A 25315-nucleotide genomic window follows, 5' to 3' on the forward strand; every position below is an offset into this window, starting at 1 on the left:
CCATCTGTTGCTCGCCAAGTGAAAATAAATATAGGTCTATCTAACTCATTTGGTTTCGGAGGTCATAATGCGGCTATTATTTTAAAGAAATATGAGAGAAAATGGCCCGTTTGCTTAATAAGAAAAAATCCTACATTATCAAAAGTCCACATATAAAAGGTTTAACTTTGTTTTAAATCCACAATTAAAAGTACTTAAAAATCTTTTGTGCGCTCATAATAGGTGATTTTTGGTACCAAGGTTGAAGAATTCCTTCTTAGCTTTAATTCAAAAACATCAAAATTACTGGAAGCATAAGTTTACCATAAACCAAAAGAACCATAACCTTGCCAATTCGGAAAACTTATGGTTTATATCACACCAAAATCAGAAACTTCCAGCACGTGTCATTTAATAGGATATGTAACACATTTTTTTATTCAAGAAGACATAAGTGGGTCTAACCAAAATCAAGTAAATACTTTTCAAGATGAGATAGGCCCCGAATCAAAGATAACCCTCGTCTATTAAAGGTGGGAATCCATACGATACTACTAAAGAATATAATGAAGGCGAAGAGGCATTTAGATGGATGCAAGGAAAGAACGTATAAAATACGAGAAGATGTCAAGGAACTATGAACGTATTTATTTAATCTCATTTATCCTATTAATAGTACTTATTTGTAGTAGTGTAATTATCATAGGAGCGGCAGAGGGGAAATATGGAGTGTTTTTGTTGTTAGCAATTTTATTTAACGCACGTATTACTAAAGAATTTCAAAAAAAGTATAAGCAGTATTTTAATAAAGGGCGTATATAAAATGATACATATCTTGAAAAAACAACATAGATATACATTTAAAATATCCCTATTTCATCATCTATTAACTAGTAAAAATAACCTTATATAAATAATTTTTTAGGAATTTAGGAATAGAAAACGTATCTTATTAAGATGTTATTTCCGTTCATATAATGAATTATCTTTCTAGCATATTTATAAGATTTATATCATATATTAGGAGAAAGAATGCAAGTTAGAAAGGAGCATTATAGAATGAGTTATTTGGAGGGAAATGATTTTAATGAACAAAATATGGTAAGTGTACCTAATCCCTATGTATATCAGACATTACAATCAGTAATTGGAAAACATGTGGTTATTGAAACTGGAAGAGGTAATGTAAGAGCAAAGTTAAAGGATGTGAAACCAGATCATTTGCTAATTGAAGATACGGTACCGTATATTGTACGAATTCAACAAATTGTATGGATTATGCCAAAACAATGATTCAATTGGTTTCATAGACATCCAAAGAAAAACACAGGGTTTTATCTCTGTTTTTCTTCAAATTTTCTTTTTTGGATATATGCTTGAGCATGGATAATTTCTTTCTGAAGTTCTTTTAATTCTTCCGTAGATCCTGATTCAATCTTCATGTACGTAGTAACTAGACTAATCATCATATCCATCTTCTCTACTATATTTTGAATGACTTGTTCAGATTGTTCTTTTTTAGGGTGTTGTATTGCTATTAATGCATTTTCTATATAATTATTCTTTCTTTGCTGGATATCATAAATAAACTGTTTTGTGTTTGCGTTCATTTGTTCTTCCTCCGTTTTAGATATATCTCCATTCTATCATATTTGAATGGGCAATATTAGATTCCCTAAATTGACACCTGACTAACTGAAATTCATGATTTTATATACCGACATTCAAATTAAAGATAGATTTTCAAATATTATTAATATTTTTCATCATTCATATCCCAAACGAAGCGACAGATAAACTATGTATTTTTTACATAATAAAATTAAAATTACAATAAATAATAAAAGGTTCAGCAATCTAGGAGAGAGAGCTGAACCTTTTTATTATTTTTCTTTCCCTATTCTGCCTAAACTATCTTTAATAGTTGTTTCCCCAAGTTGAGTGTATAACAATGCTGTATCTTGACTCGTATGCCCAAGTTGCTGCATCACTTGTAACGAGTCTTTTTCTTCCATATATAATTTATTTGCTAATGTATGTCTTAATTTATGAGGAGACATTCTTTTTCCATAAGCCTTAGTATATTTTTCTACTATATCTTGGATAGCCCTAACAGAAAGAGGCTGTGCAGTATGTTTATACTTCGATAAGAATACATTTTGTAACTCTTTCCCTGGAGCATATTTGCTATCCCTAATTTCCATATATTTTTCAAGATCATTTAATGCAATTGGGGTAATCCATACTGAATCTTCTTTATTTCCTTTGCGGATTACATCAATTAGTCTTTCTTTTAGGTTTATATCCTCCATACGGAGATCGGCCAATTCACTTACACGAATACCACTACCAAGAAAGAGGGAGAGGATGGCTACATCGCGCTCTTTATCTCTTAGGAAATAGAATAACTGATGTTTTGTTAAAGATTTTTCATGTTCGTACTTAACATAATTCAGAAATTCTTGATCATCATCATTATGGAATATTTTAGATCTCATACGTTTTGCACGAGCATTTAATGTTTCTTTATCTTTATGTATTTCAATTTTAGCCATCACATTTCTATAAAAATAACATTCTCCATCTTCATTCTCTGATAGGGAGGTGAGGTACTTAAATAAAGACTTTAAGGCCGAAATTTTTCTATTAACAGAGGAATTCTGCATGTTTTGTTGTAGTTTTAGAAACCTCATAAAGTTCTCAACATCTTTTTTCTTTAAATTCTCCAAATCAGAGAAGGATATGTCTTTAATGGGCTTAAATTCAATAATTTGTTCAGATAATAGCCAATTAAAGAAGACTCTAAAATCATATACATAATTCAGTAGGGTGGAGGGAGAGGCATCATGCAATTCTTTGTACTCCACAAATTCTTCTATGTAAAAGGGCATTTCATTTAAATTCTCGTATAATTTCTTACGATGTACGGATTTTTGACGTTGTTTACTATAATCCATAAAAATCACCTCATATATACTATAACAAAAAAGAAATACGAACACAAGTTCGCATTAAATTCAATTTTTACACAGACTTATTTACATAATTAAATTATGAGATACTAAAATATACTCGAAATTAAATAAGGATAGTGTAGTCATTCTAATAAAATTATAGATAAGCACGGGATAAATCTTTATTAAGCTATAAAAATTAGTACAAAAATCACATTCACAGGTGTGCAAAATAAAACAATTTTCATATATAAATTCATACAAAATGAATACACGAAAAATTTTTAACAGTTGTTATAAAATACAAATTGGTTAATTTAATCATGATTATAAGGAGTTAAATAGATCAACATAAGAAAAACTTTTATAAATTTAAATGTAATTTACTATAAAAATTTTGCAATGAGTAATTTAGTATTTGATAATTTCTATATAAAATATGAATTATATGGACACATACCAATTACAGAGATTCATGCTAACGAGCTCAAAATCCTTAAACACTTAATTAGATTTTTATTTATATATCTTATTGTTCGTAAAAACGGTATTTCGTGCGAACTTATAGCTATTAGAAAAATAGTAGCTTTACTACCATCTTCCTGTTGTTGATTCGCCCTTATTTGTTTTCTAGCTAGCGCTTCAATTACATCTTTAATATCCTTCTCAAGGGGCTTTACTGAATATGATGAAATCATACTCTCACCCTTTCATATATCAATTATGTTTAGGATATATATTCAAAAAATATAAAGTGATATTGTGAACAGAATAAAAAATATCAAAAAGTTAATTTAGAAAAAGCACTGCCAAAGTCTTCAGCACTGCCTTTTGATTAGACGTACTACGATAATGAACGTCTACTTTCTTCTATACGTTTGCTCATAAATAGAATACAAATTATTATTTAACATAGGTTCTGTATGTTCTTTTTTAGCATAATAATGATATAATTCTATCTCTCTATCATATTTAAAGTTTCACTTCAAAGTGTACTATTATCTTTAAATATTCCTTTATAGGACGAAGTTATAGTCATTGAACCAAGTTTTTTCACACCTCTCATTGTCATACACATATGCTCAGCTTCAATTACTACAGCTTGTATAATATTTGCATTCATATTTGCAAGTATCTTAGGTATCTTTTCCTTAAACAACCTTGGCTCTAAATTCAAAAGGACTACAGTTATTTAATTTCGTTTGAATTTGGTTTCTCATTTAAATTACTATGTTTTATTGAATAAACAAAATATATTGCTAATCCGATAGTTATCCAAATGCAGAAGTATAGCCATGTTCTTAATGGTAAATTTAGCATCAAAAACATACAACTTACAATTGAAATGATTGGTAATATAGGTACAAATGGTACCATAAAACCGCGTTTTAAATTCGGATGAGTTTTACGAAGGATAATAACTGATAAGCCCACCATTGAATAAGTCACCAAGCCACTAATATTAACTAAATTCGCTAATTCTTTCAAATCAATAAAACCAGCTATAAAAGAACTTCCTATTCCTATCAACCGTATTGTGAAAGTTGGTGCCCCAGTCTTCTTATTAATTTTCGCAAGTGATTTTGGTAACAGTCCATCACGACTCATTGCAAAGAATACTCGTGTTGCTGCATACATAGAAGAGAAAATAACAGCCATAAGACCAATGACTGCTCCTACAGCAATTACACCAGCGACTTTACCTTGTCCTACTACTTCCATTACATAAGCCATTGCTTCAGGTACATTTAATTCTTTATAGGAAACCATCCCTGTCATCACAAGACATACTATAACATAGATAATTGTACATATAATTAACGATACAATAATACCAATGGGAAGATTGCGTTGTGGATTTTTTACTTCTTCTGCCGAAGTTGCTAATATATCAAATCCCATAAAAGTAAAAAATGCTGCTGCCCCGCCAGCTAAAACGCCACTTAAACCATATGGTGTAAACGGTACCCAGTTTTCTGGCTTTACATAGAATACACCCACTACAATAAATAATATAACCATTCCAATTTTAATTAACACCATTATATTATTGATACGTTTACTTTCCTTTGTACCACGCGATAACATCCATGTAATTATCAATGTAATGACCATCGCTGGTAGATTCATCATACCACCTTGAGATGGAATCATTAACAGTGATTTTGGCATATCTAAGCCTAATCCAGTTATTAAATTGTGAAAATAACCTGTCCACCCACTAGCAACCGCTGCTGTTGCTAAAATATATATTGAAAGTAGCATCCAACCTACTAAATGTGCAACTAATTCACCAATTGTTGCATAGGCATACGTATATACACTTCCTGAAACCGGAAGTATTGAAGCAATCTCTGCGTAACATAAAGCTATAAATCCACATACAATTGCCGCCAATACAAATGAAAAAACAACTGCTGGTCCAGCGTCTCTTGCTGCTACTAATCCTGCTAACACAAGAACTCCCGTTCCAATTATTGAACCCAATCCTAACATAACTAAATCAAATGAACCCAATGTTTTCATTAAGGTTTTACTCTTACTAGGCTCTAATAATTGTGTAACAGATTTCTTTTTAAATAACTTACTCATATCTTCTGTATCCCCTTTGAAAAATAAGGTGTGTTCTTCTAATACTTATAACATGCATACATGTATATAAATATTGGCTAATTCAAAATTATTAAATTTACAATACATATTGTTGAATTATGCAAAAAAAATCAAAGATATTTTTCCATAAAAATTATAGGAATCGATTCCATAAACACTACTCCATATCGGTATCTAAATTTATTATTTTATCCGTCCGTCTATTTGGAGAGGATATTTCAATACTGCTTTGTAAAAACAATTGATATATCTTCTACTTCTGTTTTGAATCTTCTTCTGGGAATATTAAAATTGAGCTTTTATCCCTTGTACTTTTTATTTCTTCATCTATTTTCTCTAGTTTATCTGAAAATACTATAGAATCATGAGTGATAAAATTTCATGTTCCTCAAGTTTAAAAAATAAATACCCCAAAATGAAAAAATTTGCTTTCCCAAGTCAAAATGCATATTTTTTATTTTGGGCTATACAAGATTCTTAAGACGCGAAATAACAGTTCAATTCAAGTATGCTACGATATCAATTCAACATATATTTCAATCCTTACCTTCTATCCTGTGGTTCTATGGTTATCTTTCGTGCTATGACTTGGCATTTAAACATGACAATTGATTGAATACAGTACTTAAGTATTAAAACAAAAAGTGCAAAACTATAATGGAAACAATACCTCCCAGTACGGTTCCCAATAAACTACGTGTTTTTATAGCAATAAAGAAAGTTGGTATGGCTGCAAAAAATTCAATGTTACTTGTAAGTGATGCAATCTTTCCATCATGTATAAATATCTCTTGACCAATCAAAGCAGCTATAACAGAAATAGGGACATAATTCAACCATCTCATTAACCATTCCGGCAATTCGAAACGACTTAACACCATAAGAGGAACAACCCTTGGAATAAACGTTACAATAGCTGACCCTAGAATAATTAAAAAAACGCCCCATCTTACTTCCATTTTTCCACCACCATTCCTATTGTTGAAGCAATAATTGTAGCAACTATAACACCCATACTATTGGATAATACGAAAGAACTTCCCACAGCAATAACAACTGCTATAATTGCGACAATGATATCTAGTTTGATTGTACTTCTTCCTAACATTGTTAGTATAAGAATCCCTATAAACATCGCTGGCAAGGCAAATCCTAGACCGAATTCTTCAGGATTGGAAATCCACTGTGCCAAAAATGCTCCTGCTAAATTTGCTACAAGCCAGTTTATATAAGCTGCTATGTTAAGGCCATGCATCCATCTTTCACTGATTTGTTTTTTCTTTGCAGCTTCGCTAATAGCAACACCAAATGTCTCATCGGTAAGTAGAGAACCTACTAACATGTTCCTAAATGGAGAAAGATGCCGAAAATAAGGTGCTAGTGCTGCACTAAGTAAAATATGACGAAGATTAACAAAGAAAATCGTAATAATAATAGCAGTAAGAGAACTGCTTGTTGCTATCATTCCTGCAGCAATAAACTGACCAGATCCAGCATAGAGGATTAAAGACATGAGAGTTATCTCAGCTATGCTAAGTCCCGCAGTTTTTTGAATAACACCTGCCGCTATTCCGATACTTAAATAACCCAGTAATGTAGGGATACAATCTTTTACTCCTTTGATAAAACTATCTTCATCTCTCTGAGATGAATTCACTTGGGCGTTCGACAGACTCATTTCATTCCCTCCTTATTTTCGAATAACTAGACGCTAACACACTAACTACTATTAAAAAAATGAAAGAAAATACGGTTCAATTTATTTGAACCGTTTTCCAGTGACAACATGAAATAGATTAGAATCGTTTTTCCAAAGAGCTTCCGTTTTCTCTGGACCAACTTCTTTAACTAATTCTGAGAACATAATGTCATGTCTGATGTACTCCATTGCAATTAATACCAAGGCTGGATCCTCTGTTTTTATTGCCCATGCAGGTGTATTTGGAGAAAAATTTGCAATTAATACTTCTTCATTGTCCCGTGCGACAATCGTTAATCGACCATTCATACGTTCCTCAGCTACTTCGGGAGCCATGTAATTATGATGAGTAGTTATACCAAGTTGCATATCAGGTGCTCCAAAAAGAATAGAAAAAACATCGATTTTTTCATTAATACGTCTATCTATAGCACTTTTTATAGACGAGGCTTGTGGTTCCCAAATCGACAACCATATTTCTTCTTCTGCTTTATCTATGATATCAATCATTTCAGCAACAACATGCTCATCACTGCTGATACGATGAATAACATCTACTTCTTGTTCACTTTCTAAAGCAGATAAATTCTTTTCAAGATAATCCATAGAGTTTTCGAAGTTGTTACGTAATCGACGAATTAACTCTTTAGCTGGCAAGGGAGCGTAGGTTACAGGATCAGAAGGAACTGTATAAACCGCACCTTTATCTATTAATTTTGCCACCACTTCGTAAATCGTTGAACGAGGTACACCTGACCTTTTACTTATTTCATATCCTGTTATGGGGTAATTTTTTAAAAGACCTATATACGCTTTACATTCATATTGTGAAAAGCCCCATTTCTGAAGTTCTTTATAAAGTTCGTCCATAATAACTCCTTTAGTAGTTAGTGTAGTACTTACTATAAAATAAAGTGAATTATATGTCAAAGTTATTTTTAAATAATAACTATATAAAATACAATCCTTAAATATTTGAGTTATTTTCACATATATCTCAATTAAACTTTAATATCATAAATAGAGGGTAAATAGTCCCTTAACGTGGTATAAAAAGATTTGCAAAAATATCTTAGCAAGATAAAATTTCATTTAGGAGTTACTTTAAAACCTTAGCGTGATAGCGATGTGGTGATACCCCATCCCCATCAAGCTAACATTTTGAAGTGCCCCCAAAAAAGAAAAAACCGATTCATCCCCCATCTTCACTCCGTTTAGAGGAGGGGGTCTTCTCGGTTAAATGATAAAAAAACCAACTATATAATGACTAATAAAAATTGCTACATAAATCAAAGTGATATATGGTTGATAATCAATGTAAAATTCTTTATGTGTTAACCTAAATTTATGAGGAATTAAAACCCAACTAAGATAGTCGATAATTATCGACAATGCTGTCCATTGAATAACGGTATTAAGCATAAATTCTTTTACATTATCTGTATCTATCCCTTTGCTATATAGCCATAGAAAAACGGGGAAAATCGCAACGTTGTAAAGAACCTGATAGGGTCTAGATTTAACATAAACTGGTGATTTCAAAAAAGTTGTTCCTGCCTGTTTCGCGTTTTGCACACCAAAATATTTATTAGAGATTAGCATATGTATAAAAACTATTAATGTTGCAACACCATAAGCAAGTAACAACCATAAAAAAGAAATACCCAAATTATTAAACAACTAACTTCACCTCACTTTTAGTTACTAATACATTAGACAAATATTAGTTCAAATATATTATCCTTAAAATTCCAGTAATAATAAATCAAATATTTAGATAAAAATTCATATTTTTTAGTTAGATACTTAGTTCTCCTGATAATTACCAAATTAATAAAATCAAAGATTAGTTAATTAGACCCTCGTATTCTTTTTTAAATTTCAAATTAAGTCCTTCAGCTTTATTTGAATCCTTCACATATACGCTATCAAAGCCCTTCATATGCCTCAAATCAAAGTTGATTTTCTATACTCCTAAGCATAGGAGGTGATATCAATGAGTATTATCTTCAATCGAAAGATTAGGGTACCGTCACACATCCATCAACTTAAGGGATATTTTCAAACAAAATGTGGTTTTTTTATATAATTTTTTATTATCTTTTATAGATTTTATAAAATTAGGCATATCAAATAAACCCTGACGGGTTTCAATTTTTTACTATGCTACCTGAGGATTAGAAGTGGTATACTCATAAACAACACCCAAAATATCAAAGACTGTCTTTTTCTCATATCGATGAGATTTTCGTCCGTATCAAGTAAAAATCACTATTTTAGCTTTTTTGTACAAATATTGACACCTAGCAAGCGTTAAATGGATAAAAAGACTTTTCTTTAAATGACTCAAAAAAAAGGAATTCTTGCCGTACCCCTTTTTGAATTCCGTTTCTATAACTTGGGAATCCCATGATTATGGAAACATTCTATAATTCTACTTATTTGAATGCTTTTCTGATGGCATATTCCGCTGCAACTCATTAATAAATTTATAAGTTAATGGGGCTTTTTCTTCTAACTCAGCCTTCGTGTCTGGACCAGCATAAAAATAGGCAAAGGCTTCGGCGAAATATTCTTCCTTGTAATCGAAATATGGATTGTCATTAAAATCATCATGCTCCAAAGCGTGAATTTCAGTAAACTCATCCGAATAACTAACATTGTCAAATACATAACAATCAATGGAATGGGCTGTTTCATGCAGCTCAAGACTTACAGAACTATGCATCTTTTTATAGCTGTAACCGATTCGAGCAACAACTGTCTGCCCACCTGCACCCGGCACATCATCCCACGTATATGGAGTATGTTCCCATCCCCTTGGAACGGTTCCCCTTAAATATTCATACTCCGGCAAATCAGTAAGAGGGAAATTAATCAGTTTGACCTGAACTCCCTGTTTATGCATGGTGATCAATATATTAGTTGGGATGCTCCAGAGACGATCAACCATATTTTGAGTCTCTTCATGATCAAATTCACCCTTTGTTTCAACCGTCACAACCCTTTCAAGAACATTGTTCATTTTAAGTGATTGGGTAGTTCCGGATTCTCCAAATGTAGCAGTAGAAAATGAGAATGTTAAAACTGTAGTCAATAATAACGCGGAAAATGCTTTTTTCAATAAAATCCTTTTCATAGGCTCCTCCTAAATTTAGTATATTATAGTTAAATATTCGAAAATTAATTCTTTTTCCCTTTGTGGGGTACGACGCATGCCCATAAACCTAAGAAAACAAATCCACCCCAAAACGAAAAACGAGTTTTTTATTACAAATTAGGACAAAATCTCGTTCTGGGAGAGTTGTATTTTCTTAGCTTGATAGCGATGGGGTAGCACCACAAATCTATTAATTTAAAGAGAACTTTATTTCTGTACAGCTGCGTATAACGATTCTTTCTGACATAAAAACACGATGTCTTAAAAGACATCGTGTTTTTATGTCAGAGATTCATCTCTTGCTTCAATAATTTTATTGTATATTAGCATCTTTTTCTTTTATCAAAATTAAACTGAAATACCCGATGAGTAAAAAGACTGAAGCTAAATAAAATCCTGCTTTCATACTTCCTGTATAAATTGATAATACACCTGTGATATAAGGAGCTAGTACACTTGAAGACATTCCTATAAAATTGTATAGCCCAAAAGTTGTGCTATATAGATTTTGAGGAGCATTATTTGCTACAAAAGCTACAATTATAGGATCCATTGCAATTTTCCCCATAAAGCCATATAATACTAGCCCCACTATAATCCAAACAGTACTATTAGTAAAGCCAATTAAAAAAGTGAAGAATGAAGAAAATATCAACATAAATTTCATGATTTTGACATGTTTTTGAAAGCGGTCGTTTATCCAACTAAATAAAATACTTCCAGGAAGCGCTAAAAGTGCAATTATTGACGATAAATACCCCGCTATACTACCTTCTATTCCTTGTTCAGTTTGAAGATAATAAGGAAGCCAGGTTACCATAACTGAAAATCCATATAATGAACAAAAAGCTACAATATAACTAACTATTAAGTTTCTGTTCATTAATAAGAGTTTAATTGAACTTGAGAATTTTTTTTCTTCTATATCAATTTTCCTCTTTATTGAATTTTCATTTTTATTATCATTTTTAATAGTAAATAACATTATTATTGACACTATTATTGTTAGTAGAGCAAAAATAAAAAAAGTAATTCTCCAGCTAAACCCTAAAGATAGCGTAAAGTAACTAGAAAATATAAACCCTAAAGATAACCCTATTGCTCCTCCACTATTTATTATTGCACTCCCAATTGTTCGATATTTATTTGGAATAGATTCTGATGATAATGCAAATTGTGGACCATAAAAGGTTCCTTGTCCAATCCCGGCAATCATCCATGCAGATATAAGTAACAAATACCCTTCTGACAACCCCGTTACAGCTAAAAATATTCCAGAAATCAGAAATCCAGGCACGAGAACCCATTTTTTTGAATACATATCTCCTAAATAGCCCGATGGAATTTGTACAATTGTATAAGCTAAGAAAAACAAACTATTCATAAGCCCTATTTCTGCATTGTTTAATGAATAATCACTTTTAATCTCCCCTATTACTGGGGTTAAAATAGCGCGATTTCCATATATAAAAATCCAGCCTAAAAAAAATACAATAACTAATCTTATCCAATAAGGAGTCATTTTATTTTTTTTATTTTCTATTAATACTTTTTGTTCCATTATGTCCCCCTTTTAGAAATTTAATATTAGGGTCTTTGCTTGTAGTAGATCTGAATTGAATAAAATAATTAAATAGTTAATTTCAATAATCAATTTACTTAAACCGTGTTAATATGCTAATTCATATAATGTATGAATTAACACATTTACTCCCTCAGCTAAATCTTTAGGATCCGTATACTCAAAAGGAGAATGACTAATACCTTTATGACTTGGAACAAAAACCATGGCTGTCGGTATATATGGTGCTATAATCTGAGCATCATGACCTGCACCACTATGCATCATTTTATATACAATATTATTTTGCAAACATTGCTTTTCGATAATGTCAGTTATATCTCTATCCATTGGTACTGGTGCAGCATCCATCCACATTTTAATTTTTATTTGAACTCCTAATTGATTTGCAACTTTGTTCATTTCCTGTACTATTTTATCAGTAAATTGATGCAATTCTTCTTTTTCTACATGCCTTACGTCTATGGTAAATATAGCTTTACCTGGTACTACATTTACGATATTGGGTTCTACTTTAATTTCCCCAACAGTTGTAACAAGTGGCTCCCCATGTTCTAAAGTCATCGTATAAATCCTATGTATCATATAACTAGCTGCACTCATCGCATCTTTTCTATATTTCATTGGTGTTGTGCCTGCATGATTGGATTCACCAATTATTTCAACTGTAAACCGTCGTTGACCAACAATGTTTTGGACAATACCAATGGATCTCTCTTCTTTCTCTAGTACTTCTCCTTGTTCTACATGAAGTTCAACAAATGCTTTAATATCCTTACGAGCATATTCAGGATTAGCTTTAAATGTGAAACCAGTTTGTCTCATCACCTCTACAAATGCTTGACCATTAAAATCTGAGATATTCTGAACATCTTCTTGTTTAGCAATCCCAACAATATTTTTAGATCCCCAAAATGTATATGGAAATCGACTTCCCTCTTCTTCCGCCATGGATACAACCTCAATATTCCGCAAAGGCTGTCCATATTTTTCTTTTAAATATTTTATAGCTAAAAATCCAGCGATAATACCATACTGTCCATCAAATAATCCTCCATTTTTTACTGTATCAACATGAGAACCAGTTAATATTGTTTCGTCTTTATATTTACTACCTTCAAGCATTCCAAATAAATTTCCGATTTCATCATAATGGATAGATAATTCCTCTTTAATAAATAGTGTTTTTAGAGACTCTTGAGCCTCTAGCCACTCTGAACTATATAAGAACCTGGATACGCCCCCTTCTGGATCTTTTCCACATTCTCCTAACCAATGAAGTAAATCGAGTGTATCCTTTCCTAATTGCAACTTATCCAGTGTATGCATTAATTTCCCTCCAGTAAACTTCCAATTAATTTACTCTTATCCTCTTAAAGGTTTCCTTCTTCAAAATGTGTATTCGGAGAAGTCTCCTTAAAAAACATCATGATAATTAAACTTATTCCAAGAATGATAACAGCTGAATAAAACCCAGCAGCCATACTGCCCGTTAAATCGGCTAAATAACCTGCGATAAATGGAGCCACAATTGAGGATGACATTCCTATAAAATTATAAAGACTAAACGCTCGGCCATATGATTCTGGATTTACGTTCTCTGAAACAGTTGCAATTAGCACCGGATCTAGCGCTATTTTCCCAAAAAGACCATAAATAATAAGAGCTCCAATCATTAAAGGAATACTTTGAATATACACCGTTGCCCATAAAGAAATTGCGGCGATTGGAACCAATGTAAATACAAATATCTTTTTCTTTCCATATTTATCAGATAAATAACCAACAAAAAGTGATCCAGGTATTGCTGCCCATGGAACTAATGATGAAATAAAACCTATTTCACTTCCCTGAAATCCGCGCTCCACTTGTAAATACTTTGGTAACCACGTCATAATAACTGTAAATCCATAAATAGAGCAAAATAATACAATGAATGTAATTAAAAGATTACGGTTCTTTAATAAAGAAAGCATACTTATATCAGCCTCTACATCTATGACTGGATTACTCACATCTTTCTTTTGTCTCTTTCCTTCTTTGACAACAAAACCAATGAACAAACCGCATAAAATGGTTAAAACGGAAAATATGTAAAACATCATTCTCCAGTTTATTCCCCATTCCAACACAAAGGTACTAGAAGAAATAAAGCCTAATGATATTCCTAAAGCAGCTCCACTATTAATGATGGCAGAACCGATACTCCTTCTTTTATTTGGTATTGCCTCAGAAGAAAGTGCGAACTGTGGTCCATAATAAGTAGCTTGTGTAAGTCCTGTTAAAGCACGCGCCACTAAGAATCCTGTAAATCCAGCCATAATACCACTTACTCCTGTAAAAATTCCAAATAAAATAAAACCCGGAACCAGAATTATTTTCCTTCCAAACTTATCGCTCAATGTACCGGCCGGAATTTGTGCGATTGTATAAGTGAAAAAGAAAATACTATTTACTAAACCCAGTTGAGTATTGTTCAAGTTATACTCCAACCCTATCTCTCCCAATATAGGGTTTAAAATGTACCGATCCGCATTAAGAAATATTGTTCCTAAAGTAAATGCTAGTACAACTTTCCACCAGTAAGGAATAAAAGTAGTGGATTCTCCAAATTTATCTTGTTTTTTCATTAAAGATTCAGACATATTAACAATACTCCCTTTACATTTTTCAGTGAAAATCCACCTTATTTAATATTTTTATAAGCATACTACTTTAACACTTTGTCAAATTCGTATAATACTTTCTCTCACAATTCATTTTAAATCTATTTATGGAGAATCTTTCAAACATAACTCTGAAATAATTGGATATCCAACAACTTTTCGAATTTTTTATAAGGCCTATTTCATATATTATTATTTAATTCTAATAACTACATTGACAAATCATCTAAATATATACTGTTTTTTTAGTTATTATAACCATACTTAGGGATAACACCGTTTACTTTCAGGTTTCCTGTTTTATAATGGCAGTTATTTAGAAAAATATTATTAATGAATTTATCCAGTTATTATTTTCCATAACGTAGTATTTACATTTAAACTTTGTAATACATTCTAAGAGTTAGTATAATCTACTTATTTAGTAATTTGGCTCTTAATATCCTACATAAGTCACCCTTGGAGGAAATCGAATGAAACTATATGATATTATGAAAATCCCTATTTTTGATCAAGCTAAACTTATCGCTGGTCATAAGGGTTTAGAACAAGAAGTTTATACCGTTAATATGATGGATGCACCTGATATTATTCATTTCTTAAAGAGAAACGAATTGCTAGTTACAAGTGCATATCATTTTAAAGACGATATGTATGCATTACGAGAACTTATCATACAAATGAAGAAACAAGGTTGTACAGCATTAGGTATAAAAACTAAACGGTTTTTACAAGAAATCCCCGAAGAAATTATTTCATTAGCAGATGAAATTTATTTTCCAATTATTGAGCTCCCATTTGACATAGGACTAGGAGATCTTGTAAATCAAACCTTAAGTTATATTCTGGATATGCGAACTAATGAATTACATCAAGCAATGCAAATACATCAACAATTTTCAAATCATATTATAAGTGGAAAAGGCATAAATATGATTTTGGAAAATTTATCATCACTAATTCAGTTACCAGTAGTACTACTTGACTATCACTTACGCCCTATTTCCGAACACAATAACACTAAAGCATCTATTCAAAATTTAAAGAAGTTTTTTATAAACGGGCGTAAACTACCGTTATCAACAATAGAAATTGTTACTTTTTCTCTTCTTACTAAAACTCGTGATACAGTTTCAATTTTTCCCATTTATACACAGAATAATCAATACAGCTATTTAGTTATAGACGGCTTTATTTCGCCTTTAAATCGTTCAATGGTATTGGCTGTTGAACAAGCTGCAAACGTCCTTGCTTTTGAATTAATAAAAGAACATTCTTTAAGACAATACTCAAGACGCATTCAGGATGAATTTTTTACGAATGTTATTAATAGTGTTTTCTCTACTCAAGATGAAATTATTAATCTAGGAAAAGAATTTAATTTATCATTTGATCAAAAGTATATTTGTATTATAGGAAAAATAGATATAAAAGAATTCACTATGTCATTTATGGAATATCAAGAAGAAAAGGATCTTATATATGACTTGATAGAGGAAGAACTAAATTCTTATACTGCAAATGTTCATTTATTCATAAAAGATGATATGTATGTTTTGTTGGTGAATTGTGATGGCATTTGGAGACAAACTGAAAAAGAACGAATGATCTCTTTATTAAAAAACATACAGGTGAAAATCTATACATATTTTCAAAAAAGCATATCTTTTGGAATTGCTAATTCTAGCGAACAATTGTTACATATATCTCATTCATTTAAAGAAGCAACAGATGCATTTTACTACGGTGAAATATCAGGGAGTAAAGAATTTATTGAGATCTATCAAGCAAAAGAAATCTCAGCGATTTTACGTATGATTCCACAAGAACAATTAAAAAAGTTCTATGAGAGCACACTACATTCCCTTGCAAATGAAAATGAGAAAGATCATGCTGTACTATTGCACACGTTATCTGTTTATCTAGAAACTCATTGTGCAATATCCGAAACTGCTAAACGTTTATTTTTACACCGTAATACCGTTATTTATCGTTTAGAGAAATGTGAAGAAATACTTGGACGAAACATAAAAGATCCAAACGAAACTTTACAATTAAGAATTGCATTTAGAATAAAACCATTAATCCATGTTTGAGATTTATATAAATTAGAAGCTCATAAATAAATTTTAATTTGTTGGTGCTACTCATTATAAATACATATTATTTATGAACCTGCTTTGTATCGAAAGTTAAAAGAACTAAATATAAATCAAAAAACGATTCTTTAAATACATGAGAATCGTTTTTTTTTTTGTAAAATATTTCATCTCTGATTCTTCTCACTTTATTTTGCGCAAAATTAGCTTACTTTTAAGAGACTTTGCAACAAAATCGAAGCCCTACTTAAAAATCCTTAATTTTTATACAGAGTGAAGCATGGTTTGATGCGGTGTAACGTGTCCCCTACATCTAGAGATGTATAGAATTTTAAGACTGTTAGCGGATTTCAAGACTGTTTTTTACTGATATATTTAATGAGTAGAGCGAAAATATATTGACTACTTATTTTATAGTATAAAACTTATTGGGCCATTTATTCACTCACATTAATCTCTTATGCTATGCTTTGAACTCGAAATATATTTTTACCATTTAAAACGGTATAAAAAGAAGAGCAGCAGTGAAAATCAAGATTTATAATATAATGACTGATATTTAAATGTAATTTGAAGAAAGACAAATATTTTGACGGTTTTATATGCTAAATAATTTTTAATCCCCCATTCTGTTGAGTTAATTGAAGATGAAATATTTAGGTTAAACCTTAAATGTCAGGTTCAAATTTCTAATAAATTAAAATATATTTTGGAAGGATGAGAACAATGAAAAAATGGTTTTTAGTCTCTTGTTTAATCATGCTTTTTACAGTCATTTGTACAGGCTGTACAGGATTAAATAATCAAATCAATCGTATCGGAAAAGATTCTTATTATGTACAAGTAACCAAAGAAGGAACAAAAGAGGATACAGGAGGAAGTAAAACGGAAATATATTGTTATGAATTGCCCGCCTATGATGAAAAAGGAAACGAAAAAATAATAAAATTTACATCCGATAAGCAATTGAAGAAAGACGCATTTTTACGTCTTTATGTGAAAAAAGAAAAAGAAGTAACAGCATGGGAAGAGGTTTCTATTGAAGGTGTGCCATCAAAAGTGAAAGAAAAAATGAATAAAAAATAATTTTATTCTAAATGGTTATACACCTTTGGAGGAAACTCTACTAGCAGAGTTTCCTCTTTTTTGATACGAAGATAATACTGTAAGGAAAATGTAATGTGAATAGATAGCAAAGAAGATTTAATACACACTAAAATAAAAAAAGAAGAGAAAGTACAGGATGAAAACGATGAAAACAAGCGTTGTACGCGTAAAAGATGTGCAAAAAATATACGGTAAAAAAGGAGAAAGTCAGTCACATGCTTTAAAAGGGGTTTCTTTCTCTATCCAAGAAGGAGAATTTGTAGGGATCATGGGACCATCTGGTTCCGGAAAAACAACATTATTAAATGTGATTTCAACATTAGATAAAGCAACAGGCGGCGTAGTTGAAATTGCAGGTACGGATATTACAAAAATGAAGCAAGGTGAGCTTTCTGATTTCCGTTCACAAAAGTTAGGATTCATTTTCCAAGATTTTAACTTATTAGAGAACTTATCTGTTTATGAAAACATCGCACTTCCACTTTCACTTCAAGGTGTTTCATCACGTAATATTGGACCGAAAGTAGAAAAGGTAGCTGATATGCTAGGAATTTCAGAGATACTTCAAAAGTATCCATCTGAAGTATCTGGTGGACAGAAACAGCGTTCAGCCGCAGCCCGTGCACTTGTGCATGAACCGGCAATTATTTTAGGGGATGAGCCAACAGGAGCACTTGATTCTAAAAATGCAACAAGTCTACTAGATGCCATGACAAACTTAAATCAGGAACAAGGCGTATCTATCATGATGGTAACTCACGATCCGTATAGTGCAAGTTACTGTCAGCGAATTTTATTCATTCAAGACGGAGAGTTATATAAAGAAATTCGCCGCTGTGATACGCGTGAAGCATTTTATAAAGAAATTTTAGATGTACTATCAGACATAGGTACACAGAAATCACTGGTAAGGAGGAGCTAGTATGTTATGTAAACTTGCCTTGTCAGGACTTAAAAGTAAGCTACAAGACTATATTGTTTTACTTATGGGCCTTGTGATGTCTATTGCAATTTTTTATATGTTTCAAACACTAGCGTTGAATAAAGTATTTATTGAAGCGAATTCTATCATTAGTTGGATTCAATTCATTTTCCATGCGGGTTCTGTACTATTGGGTATCATTACATTCTTTTATATTGTATATGCGAACTCTTTTTTACTATCACTTCGTCAAAAAGAGTTTGGTATGTATATGATGTTGGGGGCCAAAAAACATAAGGTTATCATTCTTATGTTCATTGAAACAATTGTATTAGGAGTAGCATCCCTTGTAGTCGGTATTGCAATTGGTGTAGGGCTAGCACAAGGAATCGGTAAACTACTTATGCAACAGTTAGAATTTACTGCAGGTGGTTATCAAGCATTTTATATGCCCGCTGTGATTGTTACTTGTATGTTCTTTCTTGTGTTATTTATTCTATCTGGAATCATGAATAGTATAAAATTATCACGTATTACGGTTTTGCAACTGTTTCATGTGGGTTCGCAAGCAGAACGTACTTCACTAAAAGGAAGAAACATCGTTTTTGTAGCATTCTTTTCGATTGTTTTATTGATAATAGGTTATGCTGCCATGATTTATATGAATCGATTAAAACAATCCGGAATTATTATCGCATTATTTACAGTAACATTTGGAACTTATCTGTTATTTGGTACATTCCTTCCACTTTTGATTAAAAAATTCAAAAATAATAAAAATCAAATTGGAAAAGGGCTAAACGCTTTTACTTTTGCTCAATTAAGTTTTCGAATGAATAGCTTAACGAAAATACTCGCAACCGTAGCCATGTTAGTAGCTTTGGGAGTAGGTGCTATTGCAGGTGGGATGGCTTTTAAAAATAATGTGCTCCCATTAACCGAAATAATTCAGCCTTACGATGTAGTCATCCATACTCCAACTATAGAAGAAAAGAAACTTTTAAATACAATTACATTTAAAGAGAAAAAGGAATATCATTATAAAACAGATGGAACCTTTGTTTATTATGTAAAGGAAGAATTAGAGCCGAACCGTCCAATCATACCTGATTATAGTAATAATAGTAGAAAAGTTGTTTCAGAATCCCTCCAAACAGGGGAAATCCTGTCGGAAGAATGGCAAAAAGCCTTCAGCTTCATCCAACCACCTTATGTATCTCAAAAACAAAAAATCAATATTGTAAATAAAAAAAGTTATGATCATATACAAGCTAATGAGGGGATCGTATTACTTGGGACATCAGATGGTTTTCTCCGATATAAAGAGAAGTGGAAAGAACTTGATGAGTTGGAATTAGCTAAATATCCGTATACGAAATCATTGCAAAGTAAATATGTTACGTACACAGGATTAGAAGGGATGTTTAGTGGTACTATATTTATGGGATTTTTCTTAGGTATTGCGTTCTTAGCCATGATGGCCAGTTGCTTAATGTTTAAAATCCTGACTGGTGCGTCAAGTGATATACCACGTTATCAAATGCTTCGTAAGATAGGTGTTCGCCGTGAGTTATTACGGACATCCATCTATAAAGAATTCTTTTTTGTATTCCTATTTCCAGCGATAGTGGGAGTTCTTCATGTTATAGTAGGAATGAATATCTTCCAAGGTATCGTATTGAACCCATATTTTCGTATTTGGCTTCCTATTCTCATTTTTGTAGGTATTTACTTCGTATATTATTGGATTACAGTTCAACTGTATCAAAAAATTGTTTTGCCTAAAGAAGATTAAAAATTTAAAAAGAAGAAATTCTATAAAACCCCTGATTCTTTCATCCATAAAAAATCGGGGGTTTCCATATTATGTCTTACCGTACAATTTTCTTTTTTAGGTCGTGTCAGACCTAATAACGTAGCAAAAGTGGCTGCTTCAGAAAAAAATGCAGTGTAATCAATTAATCGTGTTAAGAATCCACTGAAAAGGATATTATTAAACTTTTCTTTATTTTTTGATACAAGTATTTTACATTGTATTTCATATATATATCAAATTAAATTGATATGCCGTGTAATTTAAATATCGTCACCTAAGTTTAAATATTCGTATCTAATACTTTTCGATACTCTTTTGAGGTCATTACACCAAGATACATGCTACTTCCCTTCTGAATACTGATTAAGACTAGATTTATGTTATCGAATGAAGCTTTGATTTTGCAGCTCGTTCATACTTCATTCTTTGTTGTAGTTGTCAGAAACGTTCGGGTTTAAGGAGTCTAAGTATGTTTGCAAACTTACACGTTCTTGTAAAATATAATACCGCTCATCTTGATCTATCTATCTCTCCCTCCTCTTCCTAGCTGATAGCTATACCTATCTCATTTACACAGTTATACAAGATTTTTCTTCTAGTGGAATGTAATCCGCCTCTTTTAGCTCATTAAAAGGGCGTAATTGTACACTGTATATCGTATCTCCCGCTGCTTTCATTCCCGAGAAAAAATAAATCTCTCCTTCTATTTCGTAGGCAGGACGTATGATTAGTCCTTTTTGACTTTCATATTGGACATGGCCAATTTCAACGATTCCTTCATTTAACAAGGCATCTCGAGCATTTGTATAGTCATTTCGAAAATCGGTATGAATCGTTTTATAAGACATTGTATCCCTCCAGCGTTTGATGAGTTGCTTTTAGCTATGTACATCCAGGTGTCTGGCATCTATTTTGAATGACATGTACGTTTAAATTCGATGTAGGAAAACATAATTCCTAGTTTGTTCTTGCTCTTTTATGGAAAAGTAACATTTGTCATGTTGTGTTTATAGAATCAAAAAAGAGTAACACCCTTTCTCAGGTACTACTCTATCTTTGTGTTATTGTATATATGGTTTAATATCCAAGTATGCCGACAATTTGAGTTGCTTTGTTATTACGAATGGAATAATAAATTTCTAAGCCTTTACGTTCAGCTTTTAGTACTTTACCCTTCATTTTCGATAAATGTTGTGAAACAGATGATTGGGGTATCTCTAAAATTTTTGTTAGCTGCGAAACATTAAAAGTATTTTGTTTGCTTAGCTCGTTCACAATACGTAAACGAATTGGATGCGCCATTATTTTTAAAATTTCAACATCTTCTTCAGTAATGTTAGTTTTTTTTGATTCCAGTACGGTGCTTGTCATAGTTATTCTCCTTTATTACTTTCTTATAAGAAGTTATTTACCCTAGTATTCCGTATCAAAATTTTATATTTTATATATCTCAATAGATAAAAAATTAATGTAATATTAATAAATTCTATAGTTATTATATAACGGATTTTCTATTGGAGTGTGAAGTTCATCTGGAGTTTACGTGATTTTTATATATCCTAATGTACAACTGAATAAATGTATATATGAGGTCTGATATTGCATAATCGTAAAAAACAAAAATATAAAGTTCTCATATTTACTAAAGGTAAGTAATCCTTCTATTTTATTTTTCTACAATACAATTACGTTCTTACAGTGGGGCACCAGACATCTATCAACTTAAGAATGGAAACAAAGTGTACTTTCATTTTGTGGGGTAAAGCATTCCTAAAATAGAAGCATACTCTTAATAATACGCATACCAAATAAACCCTATCGTTTTATTAAAAGTCAAGGCAATGGTAATGAAATCCTATATTTATGCGATTGAATACAATGTCACACATTTTATAAGGTAAAAAGGAAAGGATAGATGAACAGGAGAGTATACCTGTTTACATCTATCCTTTTTTACAACAATATGACCACATTTACTACTACAACAAGGATTATTACCACAACAAATTTTCATATAGTTATTGAACTATTTTTTGAATAACTAAATTAACCTCTTCGTTAAATTTAATTACGAATAAATGGTCCCCTTCCCCTTCACCTTCAATTGAATCAACTACATCTTCATTAAAAGATTCAGCATGTTGTCTACCATATCTATTAAACTAGCGGTTTTTATTTTCTCTGATTCCTTTCCATACCTAAGGTACCCAAAAGTCCAATGGATTCCCGAGGCTACCATCCACATTTGTGTCTCTGAAAAGACATTTTGTGCCACTAGACGTAACTGTAGATTCCTGAACTAGCTAAATTATGAAAATACACACAAAGATAGATTATCATCCATTACATTACTGTTTTGCTTCGTTCGAATAGAAAAACTCGGAAGAACGCCACTTCTTCGATATCTCCTCAATGTGATAAGGTGTCGTTCTACAGCATCCGCCTATTAAACGTGCACCTGCTTGGTACCATTCTTCAGATTGAATATTCAACGTGTTACATTGTTCATGACCATGCCATGTTTTTGTTTCTGGATTATAAGTTTCACCAGAGTTTGGATAAACAATAATCGGTTTTTTGGTGTTTTCCCTCAACGCTTGGATTGCACCAGTCACAACGGTTACTGGTGCACAATTGATGCCTATCGCTACAATTTGTTCACTTTTCTCAAAAGCTCGTGCACAATCCACGAGTTTCTTACCTTCACTAATCTCTTTCTCATTTTTTAGCGAAAAGGAAAGCCACGCATATGTTTCTGGAAACTCACGCAATAATGTGTCTAATACTCTTGCTTCTTGCAGGGAAGGGATCGTTTCAAATGCCAATAGATCTGCACCTGCTTCGATTAACGCAGACATTCTCGAACGGTGAAAGTCTGCTAATGTTTTATCTGTCACACCATAGTTGCCTACATACTCTGAACCATCTGCAAGGTAAGCACCGTACGGTCCAACTGATGCAACAACCAATGGTTTAGGCCTATTCGTTTGCGTATTTTCCATCCAAAAATCATCTCTTGCCCTTCTTGCAAGTAACACCGTTTTCTTAATTAATTCCAAAGCTTCCTGTTCTTGTATTCCACGCGCGGAAAAACCACTAATAGTAGCTTGATAGCTTGCTGTTATGGCACAGTCCGCTCCAGCACGAAAATAGTCTAAATGAACCTGGTAAATTAGCTCCGGATTTTCTAGTAACACACGTGCCGACCAAAGAGGATCGTCCAAATTACATCCATGCGCCTCCAATTCTGTAGCTAATGCTCCGTCAAGAATCATAATAGAATGTTGGGATAAAATAGCTTCAATTGGGTTGATTTTGTTCGACATAATCTACGCCCCTCTTTTTTAGATTTTTTGTTAGATAATAACTTCCATAGCAAAACAAAATAAACGGTATGCCGCAATATAAGGCAATTCTCTGTGTTGGATCGAATGCAATTCCAATACACGATGCCAGACAAAGGATAAAAGAAGCAATTGGTACTAATGGATATAGTGGTGTGCGATAAATCAAGTCCTTCTCTGAATTTCCTTCTTTCAAAAATTGTCTGCGAAATAGGAACTGCGAAGCACTAATACTCATCCAAACTACAACTACTGCTAGACCGGAAATGGAAACAAGTACGATATAGACAGTATCTGGTGCCACAATACTCGAGAGCAAAGCCAAAGCTCCACCCACCATGCTGAAAATGACGGCGTTGATTGGAACACCTTGCTTCGTCATTTTCCCAAAAATTGGGGATATCATATTCTTATTAGCAAGCGACCAAAGCATTCTAGAAGAGGCATAAAGGCCTGAGTTTGCCGCAGATAAAATAGCTGTTAAGATAACGAAATTCATTATGTCAGCTGAATATGGCACCCCAATTCGTTCTAGAACTGCAACAAAAGGGCTCTCTAATACCCCCGCATCGGAAATAGGCAATAACGCAGATAAAACAACAATCGTTCCTACAAAAAAGATGATTAATCTCCACAGAGTAGTTCGAATTGCCTTCGGTATCATTTTTTCCGGGTTCGCTGTTTCTCCAGCTGCAATACCTATTAATTCTGTTCCCGAAAAAGCAAAATTAACCGCAAGCATGGTCATCATAATGGCCGTAGCACCATGGGGAAATAAACCTCCACTTGTAAAATTAGAAAAGAATGGTGCAGCTTTTGAATGAGTCATCGGAAGAAACCCTAGCATTGCCGCTACTCCTAAAACAATAAAAATCGCAATAGCTATAACCTTTATCGTTGAAAACCAAAATTCGGATTCGGCAAAAAATTTAACAGTCAGGACATTTAATACAAAGATCAAAATGGCAAAAAGAGCACTCCATACCCAAACATTAATCGATGGAAACCATCGCTTCATAAGTAATCCTGCGGCTGTAAATTCAGAACCTAAAGCAACAGTCCAAGTTAACCAATACAACCAGGCTACTGTATACCCTGTACCCGGTCCAATGTATTTAACTGCATAACTATGAAATGCGCCCGTTTCAGGCATATGTACGGAAAGTTCTCCTAAACATAGCATAACTAGATAAACCACTAGCGCACCAACCAGATAGGATAGAACTGTTCCAAATGGGCCAGCTTGTTGAATAGTGTAACCCGAACTTAAGAATAAGCCAGTTCCAATCACCCCACCAAGTGATAGCATGACTAAATGACGTGCTTGCATTTTCCTTTGAAATCCTTGCCCATTTTTGTTCTCCATTTCTACTC

21 protein-coding genes and 2 pseudogenes are annotated in these 25315 nt (G+C 32.5%); 7 read left to right on the forward strand and 16 right to left on the reverse strand.

The genetic code is table 11. The features are described from left to right. Positions 1 to 345: 345 nt before the first annotated feature. The 3 genes and pseudogenes from QO049_RS30815 (at position 346) to QO049_RS26805 (ending at position 1272) form a co-directional block, all read left to right on the forward strand. Positions 346 to 592 (forward strand): annotated as a pseudogene (locus tag QO049_RS30815) (hypothetical protein). Then, on the forward strand, positions 568 to 801 hold the full coding sequence (locus QO049_RS26800; protein ID WP_065705855.1) for a hypothetical protein: 234 nt from the start codon (positions 568 to 570) through the stop codon (positions 799 to 801). Before QO049_RS30815 ends, QO049_RS26800 begins: the two are co-directional and overlap by 25 nt. Positions 802 to 1038: 237 nt before the next feature. After that, positions 1039 to 1272 (forward strand): YuzF family protein, encoded by a 234-nt coding sequence (locus QO049_RS26805; protein WP_246963697.1) that lies wholly within the window; start codon positions 1039 to 1041, stop codon positions 1270 to 1272. A gap of 41 nt (positions 1273 to 1313) precedes the next feature. Here the strand turns inward: QO049_RS26805 and QO049_RS26810 are convergent, their stop codons facing one another. The 12 genes and pseudogenes from QO049_RS26810 to QO049_RS26865 all read right to left on the reverse strand — a co-directional run bounded on the left by QO049_RS26810 (position 1314) and on the right by QO049_RS26865 (position 14632). After that, complete coding sequence (locus tag QO049_RS26810; RefSeq protein WP_065705857.1) at positions 1314 to 1589, reverse strand: hypothetical protein; 276 nt, start codon at positions 1587 to 1589, stop codon at positions 1314 to 1316. A 273-nt stretch (positions 1590 to 1862) separates the two neighbouring features. Next, positions 1863 to 2936, reverse strand: a complete 1074-nt coding sequence (gene xerS, locus QO049_RS26815) for a tyrosine recombinase XerS (RefSeq protein ID WP_246963698.1) — start codon at positions 2934 to 2936, stop codon at positions 1863 to 1865. A 982-nt stretch (positions 2937 to 3918) separates the two neighbouring features. Continuing rightward, positions 3919 to 4086 (reverse strand): annotated as a pseudogene (locus tag QO049_RS26820) (GTP cyclohydrolase I); the annotation flags it as partial. Positions 4087 to 4121: 35 nt separating this feature from the next. After that, positions 4122 to 5525: an amino acid permease gene (locus QO049_RS26825; protein ID WP_098277311.1), complete on the reverse strand. Its 1404-nt coding sequence runs from the start codon at positions 5523 to 5525 to the stop codon at positions 4122 to 4124. Positions 5526 to 6178: 653 nt separating this feature from the next. Then, the gene (locus tag QO049_RS26830; protein WP_284489645.1) at positions 6179 to 6505 is read right to left on the reverse strand and encodes an AzlD domain-containing protein; all 327 of its coding nucleotides are present in this window, start codon (positions 6503 to 6505) and stop codon (positions 6179 to 6181) included. After that, positions 6496 to 7224, reverse strand: a complete 729-nt coding sequence (locus QO049_RS26835; protein WP_284489646.1) for an AzlC family ABC transporter permease — start codon at positions 7222 to 7224, stop codon at positions 6496 to 6498. Before QO049_RS26835 ends, QO049_RS26830 begins: the two co-directional genes overlap by 10 nt. 81 nt (positions 7225 to 7305) lie before the next feature. Continuing rightward, entirely contained in the window at positions 7306 to 8115 is an 810-nt protein-coding gene (locus tag QO049_RS26840) for a TrmB family transcriptional regulator (RefSeq protein WP_168411493.1), read from the reverse strand. 366 nt (positions 8116 to 8481) lie between these two features. After that, positions 8482 to 8925: a hypothetical protein gene (locus tag QO049_RS26845; protein WP_016083347.1), complete on the reverse strand. Its 444-nt coding sequence runs from the start codon at positions 8923 to 8925 to the stop codon at positions 8482 to 8484. 754 nt (positions 8926 to 9679) lie between these two features. Then, the gene (locus QO049_RS26850) at positions 9680 to 10384 is read right to left on the reverse strand and encodes an anthrax toxin lethal factor-related metalloendopeptidase (RefSeq protein ID WP_284489647.1); all 705 of its coding nucleotides are present in this window, start codon (positions 10382 to 10384) and stop codon (positions 9680 to 9682) included. A gap of 334 nt (positions 10385 to 10718) precedes the next feature. Further along, on the reverse strand, positions 10719 to 11966 hold the full coding sequence (locus tag QO049_RS26855) for an MFS transporter (RefSeq protein WP_098277524.1): 1248 nt from the start codon (positions 11964 to 11966) through the stop codon (positions 10719 to 10721). A 108-nt stretch (positions 11967 to 12074) separates the two neighbouring features. Continuing rightward, on the reverse strand, positions 12075 to 13316 hold the full coding sequence (gene allC, locus QO049_RS26860; protein ID WP_284489648.1) for an allantoate deiminase: 1242 nt from the start codon (positions 13314 to 13316) through the stop codon (positions 12075 to 12077). A gap of 44 nt (positions 13317 to 13360) precedes the next feature. Beyond that, positions 13361 to 14632, reverse strand: a complete 1272-nt coding sequence (locus QO049_RS26865) for an MFS transporter (RefSeq protein ID WP_284489649.1) — start codon at positions 14630 to 14632, stop codon at positions 13361 to 13363. 494 nt (positions 14633 to 15126) lie between these two features. On the opposite strand from QO049_RS26865, the gene QO049_RS26870 reads away from it, so the two are divergent. From QO049_RS26870 to QO049_RS26885, 4 genes are all read left to right on the forward strand, one after another. Further along, positions 15127 to 16749, forward strand: coding sequence for a PucR family transcriptional regulator (locus QO049_RS26870; RefSeq protein ID WP_284489650.1), 1623 nt, complete (start codon positions 15127 to 15129; stop codon positions 16747 to 16749). Positions 16750 to 17478: 729 nt separating this feature from the next. Continuing rightward, on the forward strand, positions 17479 to 17838 hold the full coding sequence (locus QO049_RS26875) for a YxeA family protein (protein ID WP_284489651.1): 360 nt from the start codon (positions 17479 to 17481) through the stop codon (positions 17836 to 17838). A 166-nt stretch (positions 17839 to 18004) separates the two neighbouring features. Further along, a complete protein-coding gene (locus QO049_RS26880) occupies positions 18005 to 18781 on the forward strand; it encodes an ABC transporter ATP-binding protein (RefSeq protein ID WP_284489652.1) in 777 nt (258 codons plus the stop codon). Between the two features lies 1 nt (position 18782). After that, a complete protein-coding gene (locus QO049_RS26885; RefSeq protein WP_284489653.1) occupies positions 18783 to 20576 on the forward strand; it encodes an FtsX-like permease family protein in 1794 nt (597 codons plus the stop codon). A 590-nt stretch (positions 20577 to 21166) separates the two neighbouring features. Here QO049_RS26885 and QO049_RS26890 read toward each other — a convergent pair. The 4 genes from QO049_RS26890 to mmuP form a co-directional block, all read right to left on the reverse strand. Next, complete coding sequence (locus tag QO049_RS26890; RefSeq protein WP_098276379.1) at positions 21167 to 21445, reverse strand: hypothetical protein; 279 nt, start codon at positions 21443 to 21445, stop codon at positions 21167 to 21169. Positions 21446 to 21674: 229 nt separating this feature from the next. After that, positions 21675 to 21968: an ArsR/SmtB family transcription factor gene (locus QO049_RS26895; protein WP_284489654.1), complete on the reverse strand. Its 294-nt coding sequence runs from the start codon at positions 21966 to 21968 to the stop codon at positions 21675 to 21677. Between the two features lie 977 nt (positions 21969 to 22945). After that, positions 22946 to 23923, reverse strand: coding sequence for a homocysteine S-methyltransferase (gene mmuM, locus QO049_RS26900; protein WP_284489655.1), 978 nt, complete (start codon positions 23921 to 23923; stop codon positions 22946 to 22948). Beyond that, entirely contained in the window at positions 23898 to 25307 is a 1410-nt protein-coding gene (mmuP, locus tag QO049_RS26905) for an S-methylmethionine permease (protein ID WP_284489656.1), read from the reverse strand. Before mmuP ends, mmuM begins: the two co-directional genes overlap by 26 nt. Between the last annotated feature and the right edge of the window lie 8 nt (positions 25308 to 25315).

Source organism: Bacillus sp. RB3 (assembly GCF_030164735.1).
Taxonomy (GTDB): Bacteria; Bacillota; Bacilli; order Bacillales; family Bacillaceae_G; genus Bacillus_A; species Bacillus_A cereus.